The organism is Streptomyces sp. NPDC058464 (assembly GCF_042721035.1).
Classification (GTDB): Bacteria; Actinomycetota; Actinomycetes; order Streptomycetales; family Streptomycetaceae; genus Streptomyces.
Window position 1 is genome coordinate 1 of sequence record NZ_JBHXMA010000056.1, and the last position, 16,000, is coordinate 16,000.

Genomic DNA, 16,000 nt, shown 5'->3' on the forward strand with positions numbered 1-16,000 from the left:
ACGTCGTGCCAGGTGCCCGCCTGCCGGTAGACGAAGGGCGCGTTGCCGCAGCGCCGCGTCAGGGGCGCGGGGAACTGCGCGAGCAACCACCACGCGCCCGCACCCGATCGATCTGCCGCCCTCCGGGGGCCCGGCCCCTCGCACGCCGCAGATCGGGACGCGGCTGCCCGAGCCCCCTCACCTCGCCTCTCCACCAACCGAGTCGGGTGGGTGGGCCGAAAAGCGGTTGAGGCAGCGGGGCCGGCCGTTCAGCATGGGTCGGCGTGAGCCGCCTCCTCCCCGACCTCGCCCCCTGGAAGGCCTCCGTCGACTTCCGGCGGCTGTGGTTCTCCGGGCTCGTCAGCAACTTCGGGAGTTTCCTGACGTTCGTCGCGCTCCCCGTGCAGATCAAGGACCTCACCGGTTCCGCGGCCGCCGTGGGAGCCGTCGGTGCCGTCGAGCTGCTCCCGCTCGTCCTGTTCGGCCTCTACGGCGGCGCCCTCGCCGACGCCCTCGACAAGCGCGCGCTGATCGTCCGGACCGAGGCCGGTCAAGGCCTGCTCAGCGCGGGGCTGCTGGTCAACGCCCTGCTGCCGCACCCGGCCGTCTGGCCGCTCTACGTCGTCGCCGCGCTCTCCTCCGCGCTGGTGTCGGTGCAGCGCCCCGCCCTCGACTCCCTCTGGCCGCGGATCGTCGCCCACGACGACCTCCCGGCCGCGGCGGCCCTCAACTCCTTCCGCTGGACGGCCGGCGGCGTCGCGGGCCCCGCCGTCGCCGGCCTGGTCGTGGCGTACGCGGGCCTCGGCTGGGCGTACGGCGCCGACCTCGTCACCTTCGTCGTCTCCGTCGTCCTCATCCTCCCCATCGCCCCGTCGCCCGCGTCCCACGAAGCCGCCGGGCCCTCCCTGCGCGCCATCGCCGAGGGCGCCCGCTACGCCTGGAACCGCAAGGAGCTCCTCGGCACCTACGCCGTCGACCTCGCGGCGATGTTCCTGGCGATGCCGCTCGCCGTACTCCCGTTCCTGGCCGACGAGTTGGACGCGGAGTGGTCGCTCGGGCTGATGTACGCCGCCATCCCGGCCGGGTCGCTCCTCGTGAGCCTGGTCAGCGGCTGGAGCTCGCGGGTGCGCCGGCACGGGCGGATGGTGGTGCTGGCGGCCGCACTGTGGGGCCTGGCGATCGCCGCCGCCGGTGCCGTGGCGAACGTGTGGCTGGTGCTGCTCTTCCTGGCGGTCGCCGGTGGCTGCGACATGGTCAGCGGGATCTTCCGGTCCGCGATGTGGAACCAGACGATCCCCGACGAGCTGCGCGGCCGCCTCGCCGGGATCGAACTGCTGTCGTACTCCGTGGGCCCGACCCTCGGCCAGGTCCGGGCCGGCGGCATGGCCGGATGGCTGGGCGTACGGGCGTCCGTCGGCGCGGGCGGCCTGCTCTGCACCGGCGCGGTGGGCCTGTTGGCCCTGTGCCTGCCCGCCCTGATGTCGTACGACGCGCAGACCGACGAACACGCCGTACGGCTGCGCGCCCGGCGCGCCGCCGAAGCCGCGACCGACGCCGCGGCAGCGCCGACCCGGCCTTCCTGATCGACCCTCGCCCGAATCAGCCCTCGTCCGAGGAGTCCCCCGCCGGCGTGTCGTGCCAGCGCGGATCGTTCTCCCACTGGAGGTTGCGCTCCCGCGCGATCTCCATCGCGTGCTCGGCCTCCTCACGGGTGGCGTAAGGGCCGAACCGGTCCTTGGCGGGGCACTCCGGGCCCTCCTCGACCTTCTGGTGCTGCAGGCAGTAGTACCACTCGCCCGCCTTCGCGACGGTCCGCTTCTTGAACAGGGCCATGACCGGCTCCTTTCGCCATCCACATGTTCCCCCATGCCCGCTGGTTAGACTCGCTGGCATGTCTGGCCAGTCGCTGCTCGTACCAGGGGAGCTCTCTCCCACCCGTTCGGTACCCGGAAACATCCGCCGCCCCGAGTACGTCGGCAAACCCGCGCCGACCCCCTACACCGGGCCGGAGGTGCAGACCCCGGAGACCATCGAGGCGATGCGCATCGCCGGCCGTATCGCCGCACAGGCGATGGAGGAGGCCGCGAAGATCATCGCGCCCGGTGTGACGACGGACGAACTCGACAAGGTGGCGCACGCCTACATGTGCGACCACGGGGCCTACCCGTCCACCCTCGGCTACCGCGGCTTCCCCAAGTCCCTGTGCACCAGCGTCAACGAGGTCATCTGCCACGGCATTCCGGACTCGACGGTGCTCCGGGACGGGGACATCGTCAACCTGGACGTGACGGCGTACATCGGCGGGGTGCACGGCGACAACAACGCCACCTACCTGGTCGGGGACGTCGACGAGGAGAGCCGGCTCCTTGTGGAGCGGACCCGGGAGTCCCTCGACCGGGCGATCAAGGCGGTCCGGCCGGGCCGGCAGATCAACATCATCGGCCGGGTCATCGAGTCGTACGCCAAGCGCTTCGGGTACGGAGTCGTCCGCGACTTCACCGGGCACGGCATCAACTCGTCGTTCCACTCCGGGCTGATCATCCCGCACTACGACAGCCCGCAGGCGACGACCGTGATGCACCCGGGGATGACCTTCACGATCGAGCCGATGCTCACGCTCGGGACGTACGAGTACGACATGTGGGACGACGGCTGGACGGTCCTCACCAAGGACCGCAGGCGGACCGCGCAGTTCGAGCACACGCTGGTGGTGACCGACACCGGCGCGGAGATCCTGACCCTGCCGTAACCCCCCCGCTGCCGCCCGGCCCGTCCTCCCCTCGGAGGGCGGGCCTTTTTCCGGTACGCTTTTGCCGACAAGGTGTCGGTAACTTTACCGACGAAGCGTCGGCAAGAGCATTGACTTAGGTAAGCCTTACCTTAGAGGATATGGCCCATGGACTCCTTCTCGACACTCATCCGCACCGCGTCCCACGAGCAGCACGTGGCGGCCGAGACCTCGACGTTCATGAGCGACCTGCTGGGCGGCCGGCTCGGTGTGGAGGCGTACGCCCGCTACACCGAGCAGCTGTGGTTCGTGTACGAGGCGCTGGAGGGCGCGGCCGGGCGGCTGGCGTCGGACCCGGTGGCGGGGCCGTTCGTGCGGCCCGAGCTGTTCCGGCTGGCGGCGCTGGAGCGTGACCTGGCGCACCTGCACGGGGCCGGGTGGCGGACGGGGCGCACGGCGCTGCCGGCGACCGAGGAGTACGCGACGCGGGTCCGGGAGTGCGCCGAGGGCTGGGCGGGCGGGTACGTCGCCCACCACTACACCCGCTACCTCGGCGACCTCTCCGGCGGCCAGATCATCCGCGACCGGGCCGAGCGGACCTGGGGGTTCGCGCGCAGGGGCGACGGCGTCCGCTTCTACGTCTTCGAGGACATCGCCAACCCGGCCGCCTTCAAGCGGGACTACCGCGAACTGCTGGACGCGGTGAACGCCGACGACCTGGAGAAGCAGCGCATCGTGACCGAGTGCAAGCGGGCCTTCGCCCTCAACACGGCGCTGTTCCGGGAACTGGGCGAGGAGTTCCCGATGTCGGCCTGATCCCCGCCGTGCCGCTACTGGCTGATCGAGCAGAACTCGTTCGACCCCTGCCAGAAGCGGTAGAGCTGCTGCCCGCAGTACTGGTCCAGGTCTCCGACGCCCAGGTGGCGCAGCAGCGCGTCGATCACGTCGAAGAACGCGCTGTTGATCGACGGCACCCACAGCAGCGCGAACACGAAGAGCAGACCGAACGGGGCGAACGGCTCCACCTGGCGCTTGACGTTGTACGACAGCCAGGGCTCGATCACGCCGTAGCCGTCCAGGCCCGGCACCGGCAGGAAGTTCAGGATCGCGGCCGTCACCTGGAGCAGGGCGAGGAAGGCGAGCGCGAAACGGAAGTCGCGCGGGACGCCGTCCAGGGCGTCGAGCCAGAAGGGGGCGGTGCAGACGGCGGCGAACAGGACGTTCGTCAGCGGACCCGCGGCGGAGATGAGGCTGTGCCGCCAGCGGCCCCGGATCCGGCTGCGCTCGATGAAGACCGCGCCGCCCGGCAGACCGATCCCGCCCATGATCACGAACAGCACCGGGAGCACGATGCTCAGCAGCGCGTGCGTGTACTTCAGCGGGTTCAGCGTCAGGTAGCCCTTGGCGCCCACCGTGATGTCCCCGCCGTGCAGGGCGGTGCGCGCGTGCGCGTACTCGTGCAGGCAGAGGGAGACGATCCAGGCCGCCGTCACGAACAGGAACACGGCGACCCCGGGCTGCTCGGCGAACCCGGACCAGGTGGCCCACCCGGTGACCGCGGTGACGGCCAGGATCCCGACGAACACGGGACTGATCCGCCGGTCACTGGGGCGGGTGGTGGTGGCGGTCATGGCGCGGGACTCCCGGGGCGCGTCGGTGGAGGTGGCGTGCGGGGTAGACCGTACAGGTGACAGGTGAAGAACGTCCTGCGGGCGGCCGGAGGTTCCTGTTACTCGTTACGCTGATAGCGAGTCGAACGAGGAGGTGCTCATGACGATCGCAGAGGGATGGGTCGAACTGGTCCAGGACCGGATCGACGTCCCGCGCAGCGCGCGCCTCCGGCTGACGGAGAACGGGCTCACTGTGGTACCAGTCACCTTTGCGCACAGGGCGACGCAGCGGCGCATCGAGAACCAGATCGACCAGCGGTTGCCGGGCTGGGTCGCGACGAGTGAATTCTCTGTCGTTCCGCCCCGGGAGGGCTACAAGCCCGAGCCGGATGCCACGGCGATCCCGCTCGACCTGGTCCAGACGGACAAGAGCGACATCAGCGAAGAACTGTTGCCCTTCGTGGTCGAGGTCGTTTCACCCGAGAGCAAGAACCGCGACTACAACACGAAGCCGAGCCACTATGCCCTGCGCGGTATCCCGGCCTATCTGATCGTCGATGTGCTCTCCGCTCGGTGGACCCTGCTGACCCGCCCCGAAGACGGCGAGTACCAGCACGAGGAGTCCGGTGTGTTCGGCGACCAGATCTCCATTCCCGTCGCCGACCAGACCCTCACCCTGGACTCCTCCGAGTTCGTCCGCATCTGAAACCCACAGGCGGTGTCCCGGCGTCCCCAGGGACAATGGACCCCGTGCGCTACGCGATCCTCGGCACCACCCAGGTACTCCGCCCCGACGGCACGGCCGTCCCCGTGGGCGGTTCTCGGCTGCGTGCCCTGCTGACCGTGCTCGCGCTGCGGGCCGGGCGCGGGGTGCCCGCCGGGCTGCTCGTCGACGAGGTGTGGGGCGACGAACCGCCCGCCGACGCCACCGGCGCCCTCCAGGCCCTGGTCGGCCGGCTGCGCAGGGCGATCGGCGCGGACGCGATCGAGTCCACCGACGGCGGCTACCGGCTCGCCGCCGCCCCCGACGACGTCGACCTGCACCGCTTCGAGCGGCTCACCGGCGAGGGCCTGCGCGCCCTCGCCGACGGCGACCCCGCCAAGGCGGCCACCGTCCTCGACGACGCCCTCGCCCTGTGGCACGGCCCGGCCCTCGCCGACCTGCCCGACCGCACCGCCGAGGCGGCCCGCGTCGACGTCCGCCGCCTGGACGCCCTGCGCGCCCGGCACACCGCCGCCCTCGCCCTCGGCCAGGCCGAGCAGTCCCTGCCCGAGCTCACCGCCCTGTGCGACGCCCACCCCCTCGACGAACCCCTCCAGACCCTGCGCCTGCGCGCCCTGCACAGCACCGGCCGCACCGCCGAGGCGCTGGCCGCCTACGACGACGTACGGCACCTCCTCGCCGACCGCCTCGGCTCCGACCCCGGACCCGAACTGCGCGCCCTGCACGCCGAGCTCCTCGCCCCGGCACCCACGGCGGACGAGCCGTCCCGGCCCGGCAACCTGCGCGCCCGGCTCACCTCCTTCGTCGGGCGCGAGGCCGACATCGAGACCATCCGGGGCGACCTGGCCGCCGCCCGGCTGGTCACCCTGCTCGGACCCGGCGGGGCCGGCAAGACCCGGCTGTCGCAGGAGGCCGCCGAGACCGTGCGGTACGCCGCCCGGGACGGCGTCTGGCTGGCCGAGCTGGCCCCCGTCGACGACCCGGCCGACGTCCCCGAGGCCGTGCTCAGCGCGCTCGGCGCCCGCCAGGCCGTGCTCTACGGCGGCGGCGCCGAGACCATGCGGGCCGCCGCCGACCGGCACGACGACCCGGTCGAGCGGCTCGTCGAGCACTGCGCCCGGCGCCGGATGGTGCTCGTCCTCGACAACTGCGAACACGTCGTCGACGCGGCGGCCGACCTGGCGGCCCGGCTCCTGGAGCGCTGCCCGGACCTGACGATCCTCGCCACCAGCCGCGAACCCCTCGGCGTACCGGGGGAGTTGCTGCGCCCGGTGGAGCCGCTGCCCGAGCCGGTCGCGCTCCGGCTGCTCGCCGACCGGGGCGCCGCGGCCCGCCCCGGCTTCACGGTCGGCGCCGACGACGAGACCGCGGCCGCGTGCGCCGAGATCTGCCGCCGCCTGGACGGACTGCCCCTCGCCATCGAACTGGCCGCCGCCCGGCTGCGCATGCTGACCCCGCGCCAGATAGCCGACCGGCTCGACGACCGCTTCCGCCTCCTCACCTCCGGCAGCCGCACCGTGCTGCCCCGCCAGCAGACCCTGCGCGCGGTCGTCGACTGGTCCTGGGACCTGCTCGACGCCGACGAACGCGACGTCCTCGGCCGCCTCTCCCTCTTCGCGGGCGGCTGCGACCTGGCCGCCGCCGAGGCCGTCTGCGGCCCCGCCGCCCTCGACGCACTCGGCTCACTGGTCGACAAGTCCCTGGTCGTGGCCGCCCCTTCGGGTGCGGAGGGGATGCGCTACCGGCTCCTGGAGACCGTCGCCGAGTACGCCGCCCAGCGCCTCGACGAGAGCGGCGAACGCGCCGCCGCCGAGCGCGCCCATCTGACGTACTACCGCGAACTCGCCCGCACCAACGAGCCGTCGCTCCGCGGCCCCGGCCAGCGGGCCGCCATCGCACGGCTCCAGCTGGAGTACGAGAACCTGCGCACCGCGCTGCGGCACGCCATCGCCGTACGGGACGAGGGCGAGGCGCTCTGCCTGCTGCACTCCCTGTTCTGGTACTGGCAGATGCACGACCAGCGCATCGAGACCCGCACCTGGTGCGCCGACGCCATCGCCCTCGGCCCCGACCCGTTCGCCCAGCCGCTGCGCCGGGCCGAACCGGTCTGGCAGCGCTGCACCGACACCCCGCCGCCGTACGCCGGAGAACTCCTCGCCGAGGCCCGGCGCGGCGTGCACCTGGCCCACCTGGCCTGTATGGACACCGAACTGGACGTCTGGCAGACGCCGGAGGCCCAGGCCAAGCTGCGCACGGTCACCGAGGTCTACGAACCCGGCATGCCGCAGACCTGTCGGGCACCGGGCATGTTCTGGTTCTTCGCCGTGATGCTGACCGGCGGCATGGACCGGCTGCGCGAGATCCTCGACGCCGGCGTGCGCACCTGCCGCGAGACGCCCGGCTACGAGTGGGAGCTGGCCGGCAGCCTCGCCATGCGCGCCAACCTGCTCGCCAACCGGGCCGCCTGGGCCGGCGACGCCACCCGGGACGCCGACGAGGCACTGGAGATCTTCCGGCGCCTCGGGGACGACTGGGGCACCGCCGAGGCCTTCTCCGGGCGCGCCGAGTCCCGGGAGCGCAAGGGCGACTACCTGGCCGCGGCCGTCGACTACGAGGCCGCCATCGAACGGGTCGGCAGGCTCGGCGCCCGCTCCCAGGTCGCCGTGCTCAACGCCCGCCTGGGCAGCGTGCTCATCGAGTCGGGCGACACCGAGCGCGGGGAACGGCTGCTGCGCCAGGTCATCGCCGACAACGAGAGCCTGAGCAACGAGGCGATGCCCGCCGCCCGGCTCTTCCTCACCACCTGGCTCCTGATGAGCGGCCGCATCCCGGAGGCCCGCGAGCAGGTCCGGCTGCTGCGCAGCGAGTTCAAGATCTCCCACTTCGTCGTCTTCGACGCCCTGATCCTCACCCAGGAGGCCTGGGTGGACGCCCTCGACGGCCGCCACGCGGAGGCCCTGGACAAGCTGCGGAACGCGCTGCGGCTCGCCGCCGACCCGCTGAGCGAGGCCATCACCCCGCATCTGCCGTCCGTCTGCCTGACCGTCGCCGCGGTCGCCCTGGCCGGCCTCGACGGGGGCGTGCGCGCCGCGGACGCCGCCCGCTGCCTCGGCGCCGCCGACGCCCTGCTGCCGCCCGGCCACCTCCAGGTCGGCCTGGAGCGCATGGCACGGGACCGGTCGGAGGCCCGGGTCCGGGCCGTACTCGCCGACGACTCGGCCTACGAGTCGGCGTACGCCGAGGGCGGTGGCCTCTCCCGCGTGGAGGCCACCGCCCTGATCTGAGGTCCTTCGGCGAGCCTCAGCTCTTCGTACGGAACTTGTGGATCGCGTACGGTGCGGCGATCGCTGTGATCCCCACCGACCAGCCGAGCGTGATCCACAGGTCGTGGGCGACCGGGCCGCCGACCATCAGTCCGCGCGCCGCGTCGGCGAGCGTGGACAGCGGGTTGTAGTCGGTGAAGGCCTGCAGCCAGCCCGGCATCGACTTCGTCGGCGCGAAGATCGACGAGCCGAACTGCAGCGGGAACAGCACCAGGAACCCCATGGCCTGCACGGACTGGGCGTTCTTCAGGATCACGCCCAGGGTGAGGAACACCCACATGATCGAGGAGGCGAACACCGCGGACAGGCCCACGGCGGCGAACAGCCCGGCCCAGTTGTTGATGTGGAACCCGACGAGCACGGCGACGACCATCAGCACGGCGGTCGCGAACAGCATCCGCACCAGTTCCACCGAGATCTTCGCGAACAGCACCGAGCCGCGCCCGATCGGCAGCGACCGGAACCGGTCCATCACACCGGAGTTGAAGTCCTGGCTGAACCCGGTGCCGACGCCCTGCGAGAGCGTCATGCTCATCATCGCGATCATGCCCGGGATGACGTACTGGACGTAGCCGTCCTGACCGCCGCCGAGCGCCTGCCCGATCGAGCCGCCGAAGACGTACACGAACAGCAGCGTGAAGACGATCGGCATCAGCAGCGCGTCGAACATCGACTCCGGGTCCTGCCGGATCCACAGCAGGTTGCGGCGGATCAGGGCTCCGGTGTGCCGCAGGTGCCCGCGCAGCGTGATCCGGGCGTCGGCGGCCGGGGTGACGGTGGCCGGGGTGGCGGTGGCGGCGCTCATACGGCGACCTCCTGACGGTCGTCGGCGGTCTTGGCGTCCTGCGGGGCACCGGCGCGGTGGCCGGTGAGGGACAGGAACACCTCGTCCAGGCTGGGGAGTTCGGTGGTGATGGAGCTGATGGTGATACCGCGTGCGGTGACGGCGCCGACCACGGCGGTCAGCTGCTCGTCGCTGAGGATCGGCACCAGGAGCGTGCCGCTCTCACCGTCCACGGTGGTGCCGGCGAGCCCGGTGATCCCGAGCTCGTCGATCATGGCGGCGAGCGGCCGCGCCTGCAGCGGGTCGACGGGCCGCACCCGCAGCGTCCGCCCGCCGACCTTCGCCTTCAGCTCCTCCACCCTGCCGTTCGCGATGACCTTCCCGCGGTCCACGACGGTCAGCTCGGAGGCGAGCTGCTCGGCCTCCTCCATGTACTGGGTGGTCAGCAGCACGGTCACCCCCTCGCCGACCATGGCCTTGACCTCGTCCCACACCTCGTTGCGGGTGCGCGGGTCGAGACCGGTGGTCGGCTCGTCCAGGAACAGCACCTGGGGGCGCCCGATCATCGAGGCGGCCAGGTCGAGCCGGCGCCGCATGCCGCCGGAGTAGGTGCTCGCCGGCCGCTTCGCGGCATCGGTGAGCGAGAACCGCTCCAGCAGTTCGTCGGCGCGGGCCCGGGCGTCCTTGCGGGGCAGGTCGAGCAGCCGCCCGATCATGTACAGGTTCTCCCAGCCCGGCAGCTTCTCGTCCACGGAGGCGTACTGACCGGTCAGCCCGATCACCCGGCGCAGCTGGCGGGGCTGGCGCAGCACGTCGTACCCGGCGACGGTCGCCTCTCCCGCGTCGGGCTTCAGCAGCGTGGACAGGATCCGCACCAGGGTGGTCTTGCCGGCCCCGTTCGGTCCGAGCACACCCATCACGGTGCCCTGGCGGACGTCCAGATCAACTCCGTCGAGTGCCTTGGTGTCGCCGTAGTGCTTCACCAGCCCCCGTACGGACACGGCGTTGTTGTCGATTCGCGTCATGGGAAGAACCGTGCCAGGCCCCACCGACAAACCACCGACAGCCCACCGACACCGGCCGGCAGTCCACCGACAGCCCACCGACGGCTCGCCGAGGCAACCTGCCGACGGCCCCTCCGACGGCCCCTCCGACGGCCCCTCCGACGGCCCCTCCGACGGCCCCTCCGACGGCCCCTCCGACGGACCCTCCGACGGTCCTGCCGGCGGGGCCCTCCGACGGGACCTGCCGACAGACCTGCCGCGGGCCCTCCGACGGGCTCGCCGTCGGGCTCGCCGTCGGGCTCGCCGACGGCTCGGCGTGCGAGGGCGTACCGTGCCGGGCGTGACCCCACTCGCGGCCGAAGCCGTCACCACCCGCCGGCTGGACCTGCTGCCGCTGCGCGTCGAGCACGCCGAGGAGATGGCCGCGGTGCTGTCCGACCCGGCCCTGCACACCTTCACCGGCGGCGCACCGGACACCCCCGAGACCCTGCGCTCGCGCTACCGGCGCATCGCCGCGGGCCCCGGCGACCCGGCCGTCTCCTGGCTGAACTGGGTGATCCGGCTCCGTGCGGAATCCTGCCTGACGGGGTACGTCCAGGCGACGGTCACCGGCTCCGTCGCGGAAATCGCCTGGGTGGTGGGAACCCCGTGGCAGGGCAGGGGCATCGCCACGGAGGCGGCCCGCGCCCTCGTCGACCGGCTGCGGCGGCAGCCGGCCCACACGGTCATCGCCCACATCCACCCGGACCACCGGGCCTCCGCCGCCGTCGCCAGGGCTGCCGGGCTCACGCCCACCGACATCTGGCACGACGGCGAGATCCGCTGGAGTCGCCCCGCGCCGCTCTGACCGCAGACGGCAGCCGGCCCGCCGACGGGGGAAGATCGGCGGGCCGGCCTCGGTGTTTCCGCAGTGGCTCTCAGCAGGCCGGACGTTCAGCCGCGCCCCAAGGGGCGCGGGGAACTGCGCGACCAGCCACGACGAAGCCGTCGGACGACCGACGGCCCATCGCGGCACTTCCAGCGGAGCGCTCAGTGGACGGAGTGCTCCTCCAGCGGGAACGTTCCGCCGACGACGTCCTCGGCGTAGGCCCGGGCCGCGTTGCCCATGACCTCGCGCAGGTCGGCGTACTTCTTCACGAACTTCGGGACCCGGCCCGAGGTCAGGCCGAGCATGTCCGTCCAGACCAGCACCTGTGCGTCGGTCTCGGGACCGGCGCCGATGCCGACCGTCGGGATGTGCAGCACCCGGGTCACCTCGGCCGCGAGCTCGGCCGGGACCAGTTCGAGCACGACCGCGAACGCGCCCGCGTCCTGGACCGACTTGGCGTCGCGCAGCAGCTGCTGGGCCGCCTCCTCGCCGCGGCCCTGCACGCGGTAGCCCATCGCGTTGACGGACTGCGGGGTCAGGCCGATGTGCGCCATCACCGGGATGCCGGACTCGACGAGGAGCCGGATCTGCTCGTACGACCGCTCGCCGCCCTCCAGCTTGACCGCGCCCACGCCCGCCTCCTTCACCAGCCGGGTCGCCGAGCGCAGCGCCTGCACCGGGCCCTCCTGGTAGGAGCCGAAGGGGAGGTCGCCGACGATGAGGGCGCGCTGGGTGCCGCGGACCACGGCCGCCGACAGCATCGTCATCTCGTCCAGGGTGACGGGCACCGTCGACTCGTAGCCGAGGTGACAGTTGCCGGCCGAGTCACCGACCAGGAGTACGGGGATGCCGGCCTCGTCGAAGACGGACGCGGTCATCGCGTCGTAGGCGGTGAGCATGGGCCACTTCTCGCCGCGTTCCTTGGCGAGGGCGATGTCCCGGACCGTGATGCGTCGCGTGCCCTTACCCCCGTACAGCGCCTTGCTGCCGTCGGAGGGGCTGTTCTGCACAGTCCGGGCAGCCGAAAGCTGCGTCATGACACGGCTCCTTCAAGTCATCTCGAGGCACCCTGACGGTGTCCCCGGATCGCTTCCATGGTGGCACTTCGTGCCGCCCTCGGCCAGAGCACCCCCGTGTGATCCATCGGTCACCACCCACCCCGCCCCACCCTGTCGCGTTTCATAAAGCCCGGGTAAAGGTATTCAGATACGAGACGGTGCCGTATTGAAATGCCCTTAGGCTCGTAGGCATGACAACTCCTGCCGATCACGCTCCACCCGGCCCCCGCATACCCGAGGCGGTGCACCGGCGCCGCTGGGCGATCCTCGGCGTGCTCATGCTCAGCCTGCTGATCGTGGTGCTCGACAACTCGATCCTGAACGTCGCCGTCAAGACCATCTCCACCCCGGCTCCGGTCGGCCTCGGCGCCACCCAGAGTCAGCTGGAGTGGGCGATCAACGCCTACACCCTGGTCTTCGCCGGCCTGCTCTTCACCGCCGGCCTCGTCGGTGACCGCCTCGGCCGCAAGAAGGTGCTGATCGGCGGCCTCGTGGTGTTCGGCATCGGCTCGGCCCTGGCCGCCGAGTCCGGCTCCGCGGACTCGCTGATCGCCTTCCGCGCCCTGATGGCCCTCGGCGCCGCCTTCGTGATGCCCGCCACCCTCGCCGTCCTGATGAACGTCTTCGAGCGTCAGGAGCAGCCGAAGGCGATCGGCATCTGGGCCGGCGGCGTCGGCCTCGCCATCGCCATCGGCCCGATCACCGGCGGTGTGCTGCTCGACCACTTCTGGTGGGGCTCGGTCTTCCTCATCAACGTGCCGATCGTGATCATCGCGCTCGCCCTGATGTTCTGGCTGGTGCCCGACTCGCGCGACCCGCGCCCGGGCCGTCTCGACCCCGTCGGCGTGGTCCTGTCCGTCGTCGGTCTCGTCCTGCTGGTCTACGGCATCATCAAGGGCGGCGAACTCGCCGACTTCACCGACACCAAGGTGCTGGTGACCATCTTCGCGGGCGTCGCGGTGCTCGCCGGCTTCGTGATCTTCGAGGCGCGCAGCGACCACCCGTCCCTGGACGTCACCTACTTCAAGAACAAGGTCTTCTCGGCCGCCATGGCCGCCATCGCGCTGGTCTTCTTCGCGCTGATGGGCGTGACCTTCTTCTCCGTCTTCTACACCCAGAGCGTGCGCGGCTACTCGCCCCTGCAGTCCGGTCTGCTGCTGCTCCCGCTGGCCGCCGCGCAGATGATCTTCGCACCGCGGGCCCGGCTGGTCGTGGACCGGATCGGCAACAAGGCCACCACCGCGGGCGGTCTGGTGCTGATCGCCGTCACCCTGGGCGCCTTCGCCACCTTCGAGGCCGACACGCCGATCTGGATCCTGGAGATCGTCTTCTTCCTGATGGGCACCGGCATGGCGCACATCATGACGCCGACCTCGGTCGTGATCATGCAGGCCCTGCCCCGCGAGAAGGCCGGTTCCGCCTCCGCGCTCAGCAACACCTTCCGCCAGGTCGGCGGCGCCCTCGGCATCGCCGTCCTCGGCTCGGTGCTGTCGACGTCGTACCGCAACGGCATCGAGGGCAAGCTCGGCGCGCTGCCGCCCGGGCTGCGCGAGACCGCCGGCGAGTCCATCGAGGCCACCCTCGGCGTCGCCTCGAAGCTCGGGGCGCAGGGCAAGGCCCTGGTCACCCCCGCCAACGACGCCTTCCTGCACGCCATGCACGCCACCGCCCTGTGCGGCGCGGGCGTCGCGCTGATCGGCGCCGTGGTCGTGGCCCTCTTCCTGCCGGGCAAGCCGCCGGCCGGTCAGCAGGGCGACCGGGAGCAGGAGTTGGTCGTAGCCGCGGAGTGAAGGACCGGGTGATGAAGAACCGGGTGAAGGACTGCGTGAAGGACTGCGTGAAGGACTGCGTGAAGGACTGAACGGACCGGTACCACGGGCAGGAGTCACGGGGGAAAGCACGTGGGTGACCACGGGGGGAGGCTTCGGCTGCGGGAGAATTCCCGCAGCCAGTGAGAGGACGGTATGACGTGACGCTTGCCGACAGCGGACCGCGGTCCATTGCCCCGGCCCGGGGCCGCCCGCGCAGCGAGGCGGTGGAGAACGCCATCCTGGAGGGCGTGATGAAGCTCCTGGAGGACGGCGTTCCGCTCGCCGAGCTCTCCATCGAGCGGATCGCCCGGACCGCCGGCGTCGGCAAGGCCACCATCTACCGCCGCTGGAACGGCAAGGAGGAGCTCTTCGTCGACGTCATGCGCGCCGCCGAGCCCCCCGACCCCGAACTCCCCGGCACCTCCATGCGCGACGACCTCGTCGTGCTGCTGGAGTCGCTGCGGCAGCGCGGCCTGATGAACCGTTCGTCGGCCATCCTGCACAACGTCTACGCCCAGATGAAGAGCAGCCCCCGCATCTGGAACGCCTATCACACCAACGTCGTCAACCCCCGGCGCGAACTCGGCAAGGAAGTACTGCGCCGGGGCCAGCGGAACGGCGAACTCCGCGCCGACGTCGACATCGAGCTGGCCAACGACATGTTCACCGGCCCGATGCTGCTCAGGGCCATACTGCGCCCGGAGGCGGAACTCCCCGAGGGGCTGGCCGAACAGATGGTCGACACCGTGCTGGCGGGTCTGGGACCGGTCGGCACACCGGAGCCGTAAACCGGTCGGCACACCGGAGCCGTAGTCAGGGTCGCGCGGCCGCCGCGGACATGACCCGAGTGTTCGCGTTTCGTCACAGTCCCGGCGGACCCGGCGGTAACCGGAACCCCTTCCCTCGCCTTGTTCGTCCTCGTCTTCCGTACGGCCGTCATGTGACGGCGGGAGAGGAGCCGATCATCCCCTAGGGTCGTAACCGGGGGACGACGGTGTGCACGGCAGGTTGTGAGGCAGACGGTATGGCGCAGCAGGCGTACATGACGGAGACGGACAACGGCGGCTCGGGACCCGAGCGTCGGGGAGACCGGTTCCGGCGCCTGGTGAACCGCTTGCTGTCCGGCTGGCGCGACGATCCGCGGATCTGGCGCCGGGGCATCGTCACCGCCGTGGTGGCGCTGCTCCTGGCCGGTGTGATGCTGCTGCACTCCCGCATCCCCAACGCCGTCGGCAACCTCGGCAGTCTCACCGAGACCTTCCTGCCCTGGCTGGGCCTGCTGATCCCGGTCCTGCTGGTGATCGGCGTCCTGCGCAGGTCGGCGACGGCGCTGATCGCGGTACTGCTCCCGGCGATCGTCTGGCTGAACCTGTTCGGCGGACTGCTCACCGACAAGCAGGGCACCGGCGGCGACTTCATGGTCGCCACCCACAACGTCAACGCCGACAACCCCGACCCGACCGGCACCGCCGCCCGGCTCGCCGCCTCCGGCGCCGATGTGCTGGCCCTGGAGGAGCTGACGGCGACGGCCGTGCCGACGTACGAGAAGGCGCTGGCGGCGACGTACAAGTACCACGCGGTCGAGGGCACCGTCGGGCTGTGGAGCAAGTACCGCCTCACCGGCGTGAAGGCGGTCGACATCAAGCTGGGCTGGACCCGCGCGATGCGGGCCACGGTCGCCACCCCGCACGGCCCCCTCGCCGTCTACGTCGCCCATCTGCCCTCCGTGCGCGTCAAGATGAACGCCGGGTTCACCGCCCGGCAGCGCGACAAGAGCGCGGACGCGCTGGGCGAGGCCATCGCCGGCGAGAGCCTGCCGCGGGTGATCCTCCTCGGCGACCTCAACGGCACGATGAACGACCGCTCCCTGAACGCCGTCACCTCGCAGATGCGCTCCACGCAGGGCGCGGCGGGCAGCGGGTTCGGGTTCAGCTGGCCGGCCTCGTTCCCGATGGCCCGCATCGACCAGATCATGGTCAAGGGCGTGGAGCCGGAGAGCTCCTGGACCCTGCCGAGGACCGGCAGCGACCACCTCCCGATCGCCGCGCGTGTGAACCTGACCACATCGGGTTCGTAGAAGGCGCTGGTCAGCGCGGTGCCGGCACGATGTC

At 71.6% G+C, this 16,000-nt stretch carries 14 protein-coding genes; 9 read left to right on the plus strand and 5 right to left on the minus strand.

Annotated features, from left to right (window positions below; genetic code table 11):
- The first annotated feature begins 263 nt into the window (after positions 1 to 263).
- Positions 264 to 1,562 (plus strand): MFS transporter, encoded by a 1,299-nt coding sequence (locus tag ACFWPQ_RS45275; protein WP_384049092.1) that lies wholly within the window; start codon positions 264 to 266, stop codon positions 1,560 to 1,562.
- Positions 1,563 to 1,578: 16 nt separating this feature from the next.
- On the opposite strand, the gene ACFWPQ_RS45280 is transcribed toward ACFWPQ_RS45275, so the two are convergent.
- Positions 1,579 to 1,812 (minus strand): hypothetical protein, encoded by a 234-nt coding sequence (locus tag ACFWPQ_RS45280; RefSeq protein ID WP_384049095.1) that lies wholly within the window; start codon positions 1,810 to 1,812, stop codon positions 1,579 to 1,581.
- A 58-nt stretch (positions 1,813 to 1,870) separates the two neighbouring features.
- On the opposite strand from ACFWPQ_RS45280, the gene map reads away from it, so the two are divergent.
- Entirely contained in the window at positions 1,871 to 2,728 is an 858-nt protein-coding gene (gene map, locus ACFWPQ_RS45285) for a type I methionyl aminopeptidase (protein WP_384049098.1), read from the plus strand.
- 147 nt (positions 2,729 to 2,875) lie between these two features.
- The gene (locus tag ACFWPQ_RS45290; RefSeq protein ID WP_384049100.1) at positions 2,876 to 3,523 is read left to right on the plus strand and encodes a heme oxygenase (biliverdin-producing); all 648 of its coding nucleotides are present in this window, start codon (positions 2,876 to 2,878) and stop codon (positions 3,521 to 3,523) included.
- 14 nt (positions 3,524 to 3,537) lie between these two features.
- Here the strand turns inward: ACFWPQ_RS45290 and ACFWPQ_RS45295 are convergent, their stop codons facing one another.
- A complete protein-coding gene (locus ACFWPQ_RS45295) occupies positions 3,538 to 4,338 on the minus strand; it encodes a site-2 protease family protein (RefSeq protein WP_384049102.1) in 801 nt (266 codons plus the stop codon).
- 139 nt (positions 4,339 to 4,477) lie between these two features.
- Between ACFWPQ_RS45295 and ACFWPQ_RS45300 the strand changes: the two genes are divergently transcribed.
- Both ACFWPQ_RS45300 and ACFWPQ_RS45305 read left to right on the plus strand, forming a co-directional pair.
- A complete protein-coding gene (locus ACFWPQ_RS45300) occupies positions 4,478 to 5,023 on the plus strand; it encodes a Uma2 family endonuclease (protein WP_384049105.1) in 546 nt (181 codons plus the stop codon).
- Between the two features lie 35 nt (positions 5,024 to 5,058).
- Positions 5,059 to 8,325: a BTAD domain-containing putative transcriptional regulator gene (locus ACFWPQ_RS45305; RefSeq protein ID WP_384049108.1), complete on the plus strand. Its 3,267-nt coding sequence runs from the start codon at positions 5,059 to 5,061 to the stop codon at positions 8,323 to 8,325.
- 16 nt (positions 8,326 to 8,341) lie between these two features.
- Here ACFWPQ_RS45305 and ACFWPQ_RS45310 read toward each other — a convergent pair whose 3' ends face one another.
- Both ACFWPQ_RS45310 and ACFWPQ_RS45315 read right to left on the minus strand, forming a co-directional pair.
- Positions 8,342 to 9,169, minus strand: a complete 828-nt coding sequence (locus ACFWPQ_RS45310) for an ABC transporter permease (RefSeq protein WP_384049111.1) — start codon at positions 9,167 to 9,169, stop codon at positions 8,342 to 8,344.
- Positions 9,166 to 10,173, minus strand: coding sequence for an ATP-binding cassette domain-containing protein (locus ACFWPQ_RS45315; protein ID WP_384049113.1), 1,008 nt, complete (start codon positions 10,171 to 10,173; stop codon positions 9,166 to 9,168). Before ACFWPQ_RS45315 ends, ACFWPQ_RS45310 begins: the two co-directional genes overlap by 4 nt.
- 319 nt (positions 10,174 to 10,492) lie before the next feature.
- Here ACFWPQ_RS45315 and ACFWPQ_RS45320 point away from each other — a divergent pair, with 319 nt between their 5' ends.
- A complete protein-coding gene (locus ACFWPQ_RS45320; protein WP_384049116.1) occupies positions 10,493 to 10,999 on the plus strand; it encodes a GNAT family N-acetyltransferase in 507 nt (168 codons plus the stop codon).
- A gap of 182 nt (positions 11,000 to 11,181) precedes the next feature.
- Here ACFWPQ_RS45320 and panB read toward each other — a convergent pair whose 3' ends face one another.
- Complete coding sequence (gene panB / locus ACFWPQ_RS45325) at positions 11,182 to 12,057, minus strand: 3-methyl-2-oxobutanoate hydroxymethyltransferase (protein WP_383701641.1); 876 nt, start codon at positions 12,055 to 12,057, stop codon at positions 11,182 to 11,184.
- A gap of 212 nt (positions 12,058 to 12,269) precedes the next feature.
- On the opposite strand from panB, the gene ACFWPQ_RS45330 reads away from it, so the two are divergent.
- The 3 genes from ACFWPQ_RS45330 to ACFWPQ_RS45340 all read left to right on the plus strand — a co-directional run bounded on the left by ACFWPQ_RS45330 (position 12,270) and on the right by ACFWPQ_RS45340 (position 15,966).
- Positions 12,270 to 13,868, plus strand: coding sequence for an MFS transporter (locus ACFWPQ_RS45330; protein WP_384049119.1), 1,599 nt, complete (start codon positions 12,270 to 12,272; stop codon positions 13,866 to 13,868).
- 179 nt (positions 13,869 to 14,047) lie between these two features.
- The gene (locus ACFWPQ_RS45335) at positions 14,048 to 14,677 is read left to right on the plus strand and encodes a TetR/AcrR family transcriptional regulator (protein ID WP_384049122.1); all 630 of its coding nucleotides are present in this window, start codon (positions 14,048 to 14,050) and stop codon (positions 14,675 to 14,677) included.
- A gap of 236 nt (positions 14,678 to 14,913) precedes the next feature.
- Positions 14,914 to 15,966: an endonuclease/exonuclease/phosphatase family protein gene (locus ACFWPQ_RS45340; protein WP_384049124.1), complete on the plus strand. Its 1,053-nt coding sequence runs from the start codon at positions 14,914 to 14,916 to the stop codon at positions 15,964 to 15,966.
- The last annotated feature ends 34 nt before the right edge of the window (positions 15,967 to 16,000 follow it).

What these genes read in the sequence shown, in the direction of transcription:
- ACFWPQ_RS45280 (WP_384049095.1), bottom strand. Translation starts at nt 1,812, where the DNA reads ATGGCCCTGTTCAAGAAGCGGACCGTCGCGAAGGCGGGCGAGTGGTAC.
- map (WP_384049098.1), top strand. Translation starts at nt 1,871, where the DNA reads ATGTCTGGCCAGTCGCTGCTCGTACCAGGGGAGCTCTCTCCCACCCGT.
- ACFWPQ_RS45290 (WP_384049100.1), top strand. Translation starts at nt 2,876, where the DNA reads ATGGACTCCTTCTCGACACTCATCCGCACCGCGTCCCACGAGCAGCAC.
- ACFWPQ_RS45295 (WP_384049102.1), bottom strand. Translation starts at nt 4,338, where the DNA reads ATGACCGCCACCACCACCCGCCCCAGTGACCGGCGGATCAGTCCCGTG.
- ACFWPQ_RS45300 (WP_384049105.1), top strand. Translation starts at nt 4,478, where the DNA reads ATGACGATCGCAGAGGGATGGGTCGAACTGGTCCAGGACCGGATCGAC.
- ACFWPQ_RS45305 (WP_384049108.1), top strand. Translation starts at nt 5,059, where the DNA reads ATGGACCCCGTGCGCTACGCGATCCTCGGCACCACCCAGGTACTCCGC.
- ACFWPQ_RS45310 (WP_384049111.1), bottom strand. Translation starts at nt 9,169, where the DNA reads ATGAGCGCCGCCACCGCCACCCCGGCCACCGTCACCCCGGCCGCCGAC.
- ACFWPQ_RS45315 (WP_384049113.1), bottom strand. Translation starts at nt 10,173, where the DNA reads ATGACGCGAATCGACAACAACGCCGTGTCCGTACGGGGGCTGGTGAAG.
- panB (WP_383701641.1), bottom strand. Translation starts at nt 12,057, where the DNA reads ATGACGCAGCTTTCGGCTGCCCGGACTGTGCAGAACAGCCCCTCCGAC.
- ACFWPQ_RS45330 (WP_384049119.1), top strand. Translation starts at nt 12,270, where the DNA reads ATGACAACTCCTGCCGATCACGCTCCACCCGGCCCCCGCATACCCGAG.
- ACFWPQ_RS45340 (WP_384049124.1), top strand. Translation starts at nt 14,914, where the DNA reads ATGGCGCAGCAGGCGTACATGACGGAGACGGACAACGGCGGCTCGGGA.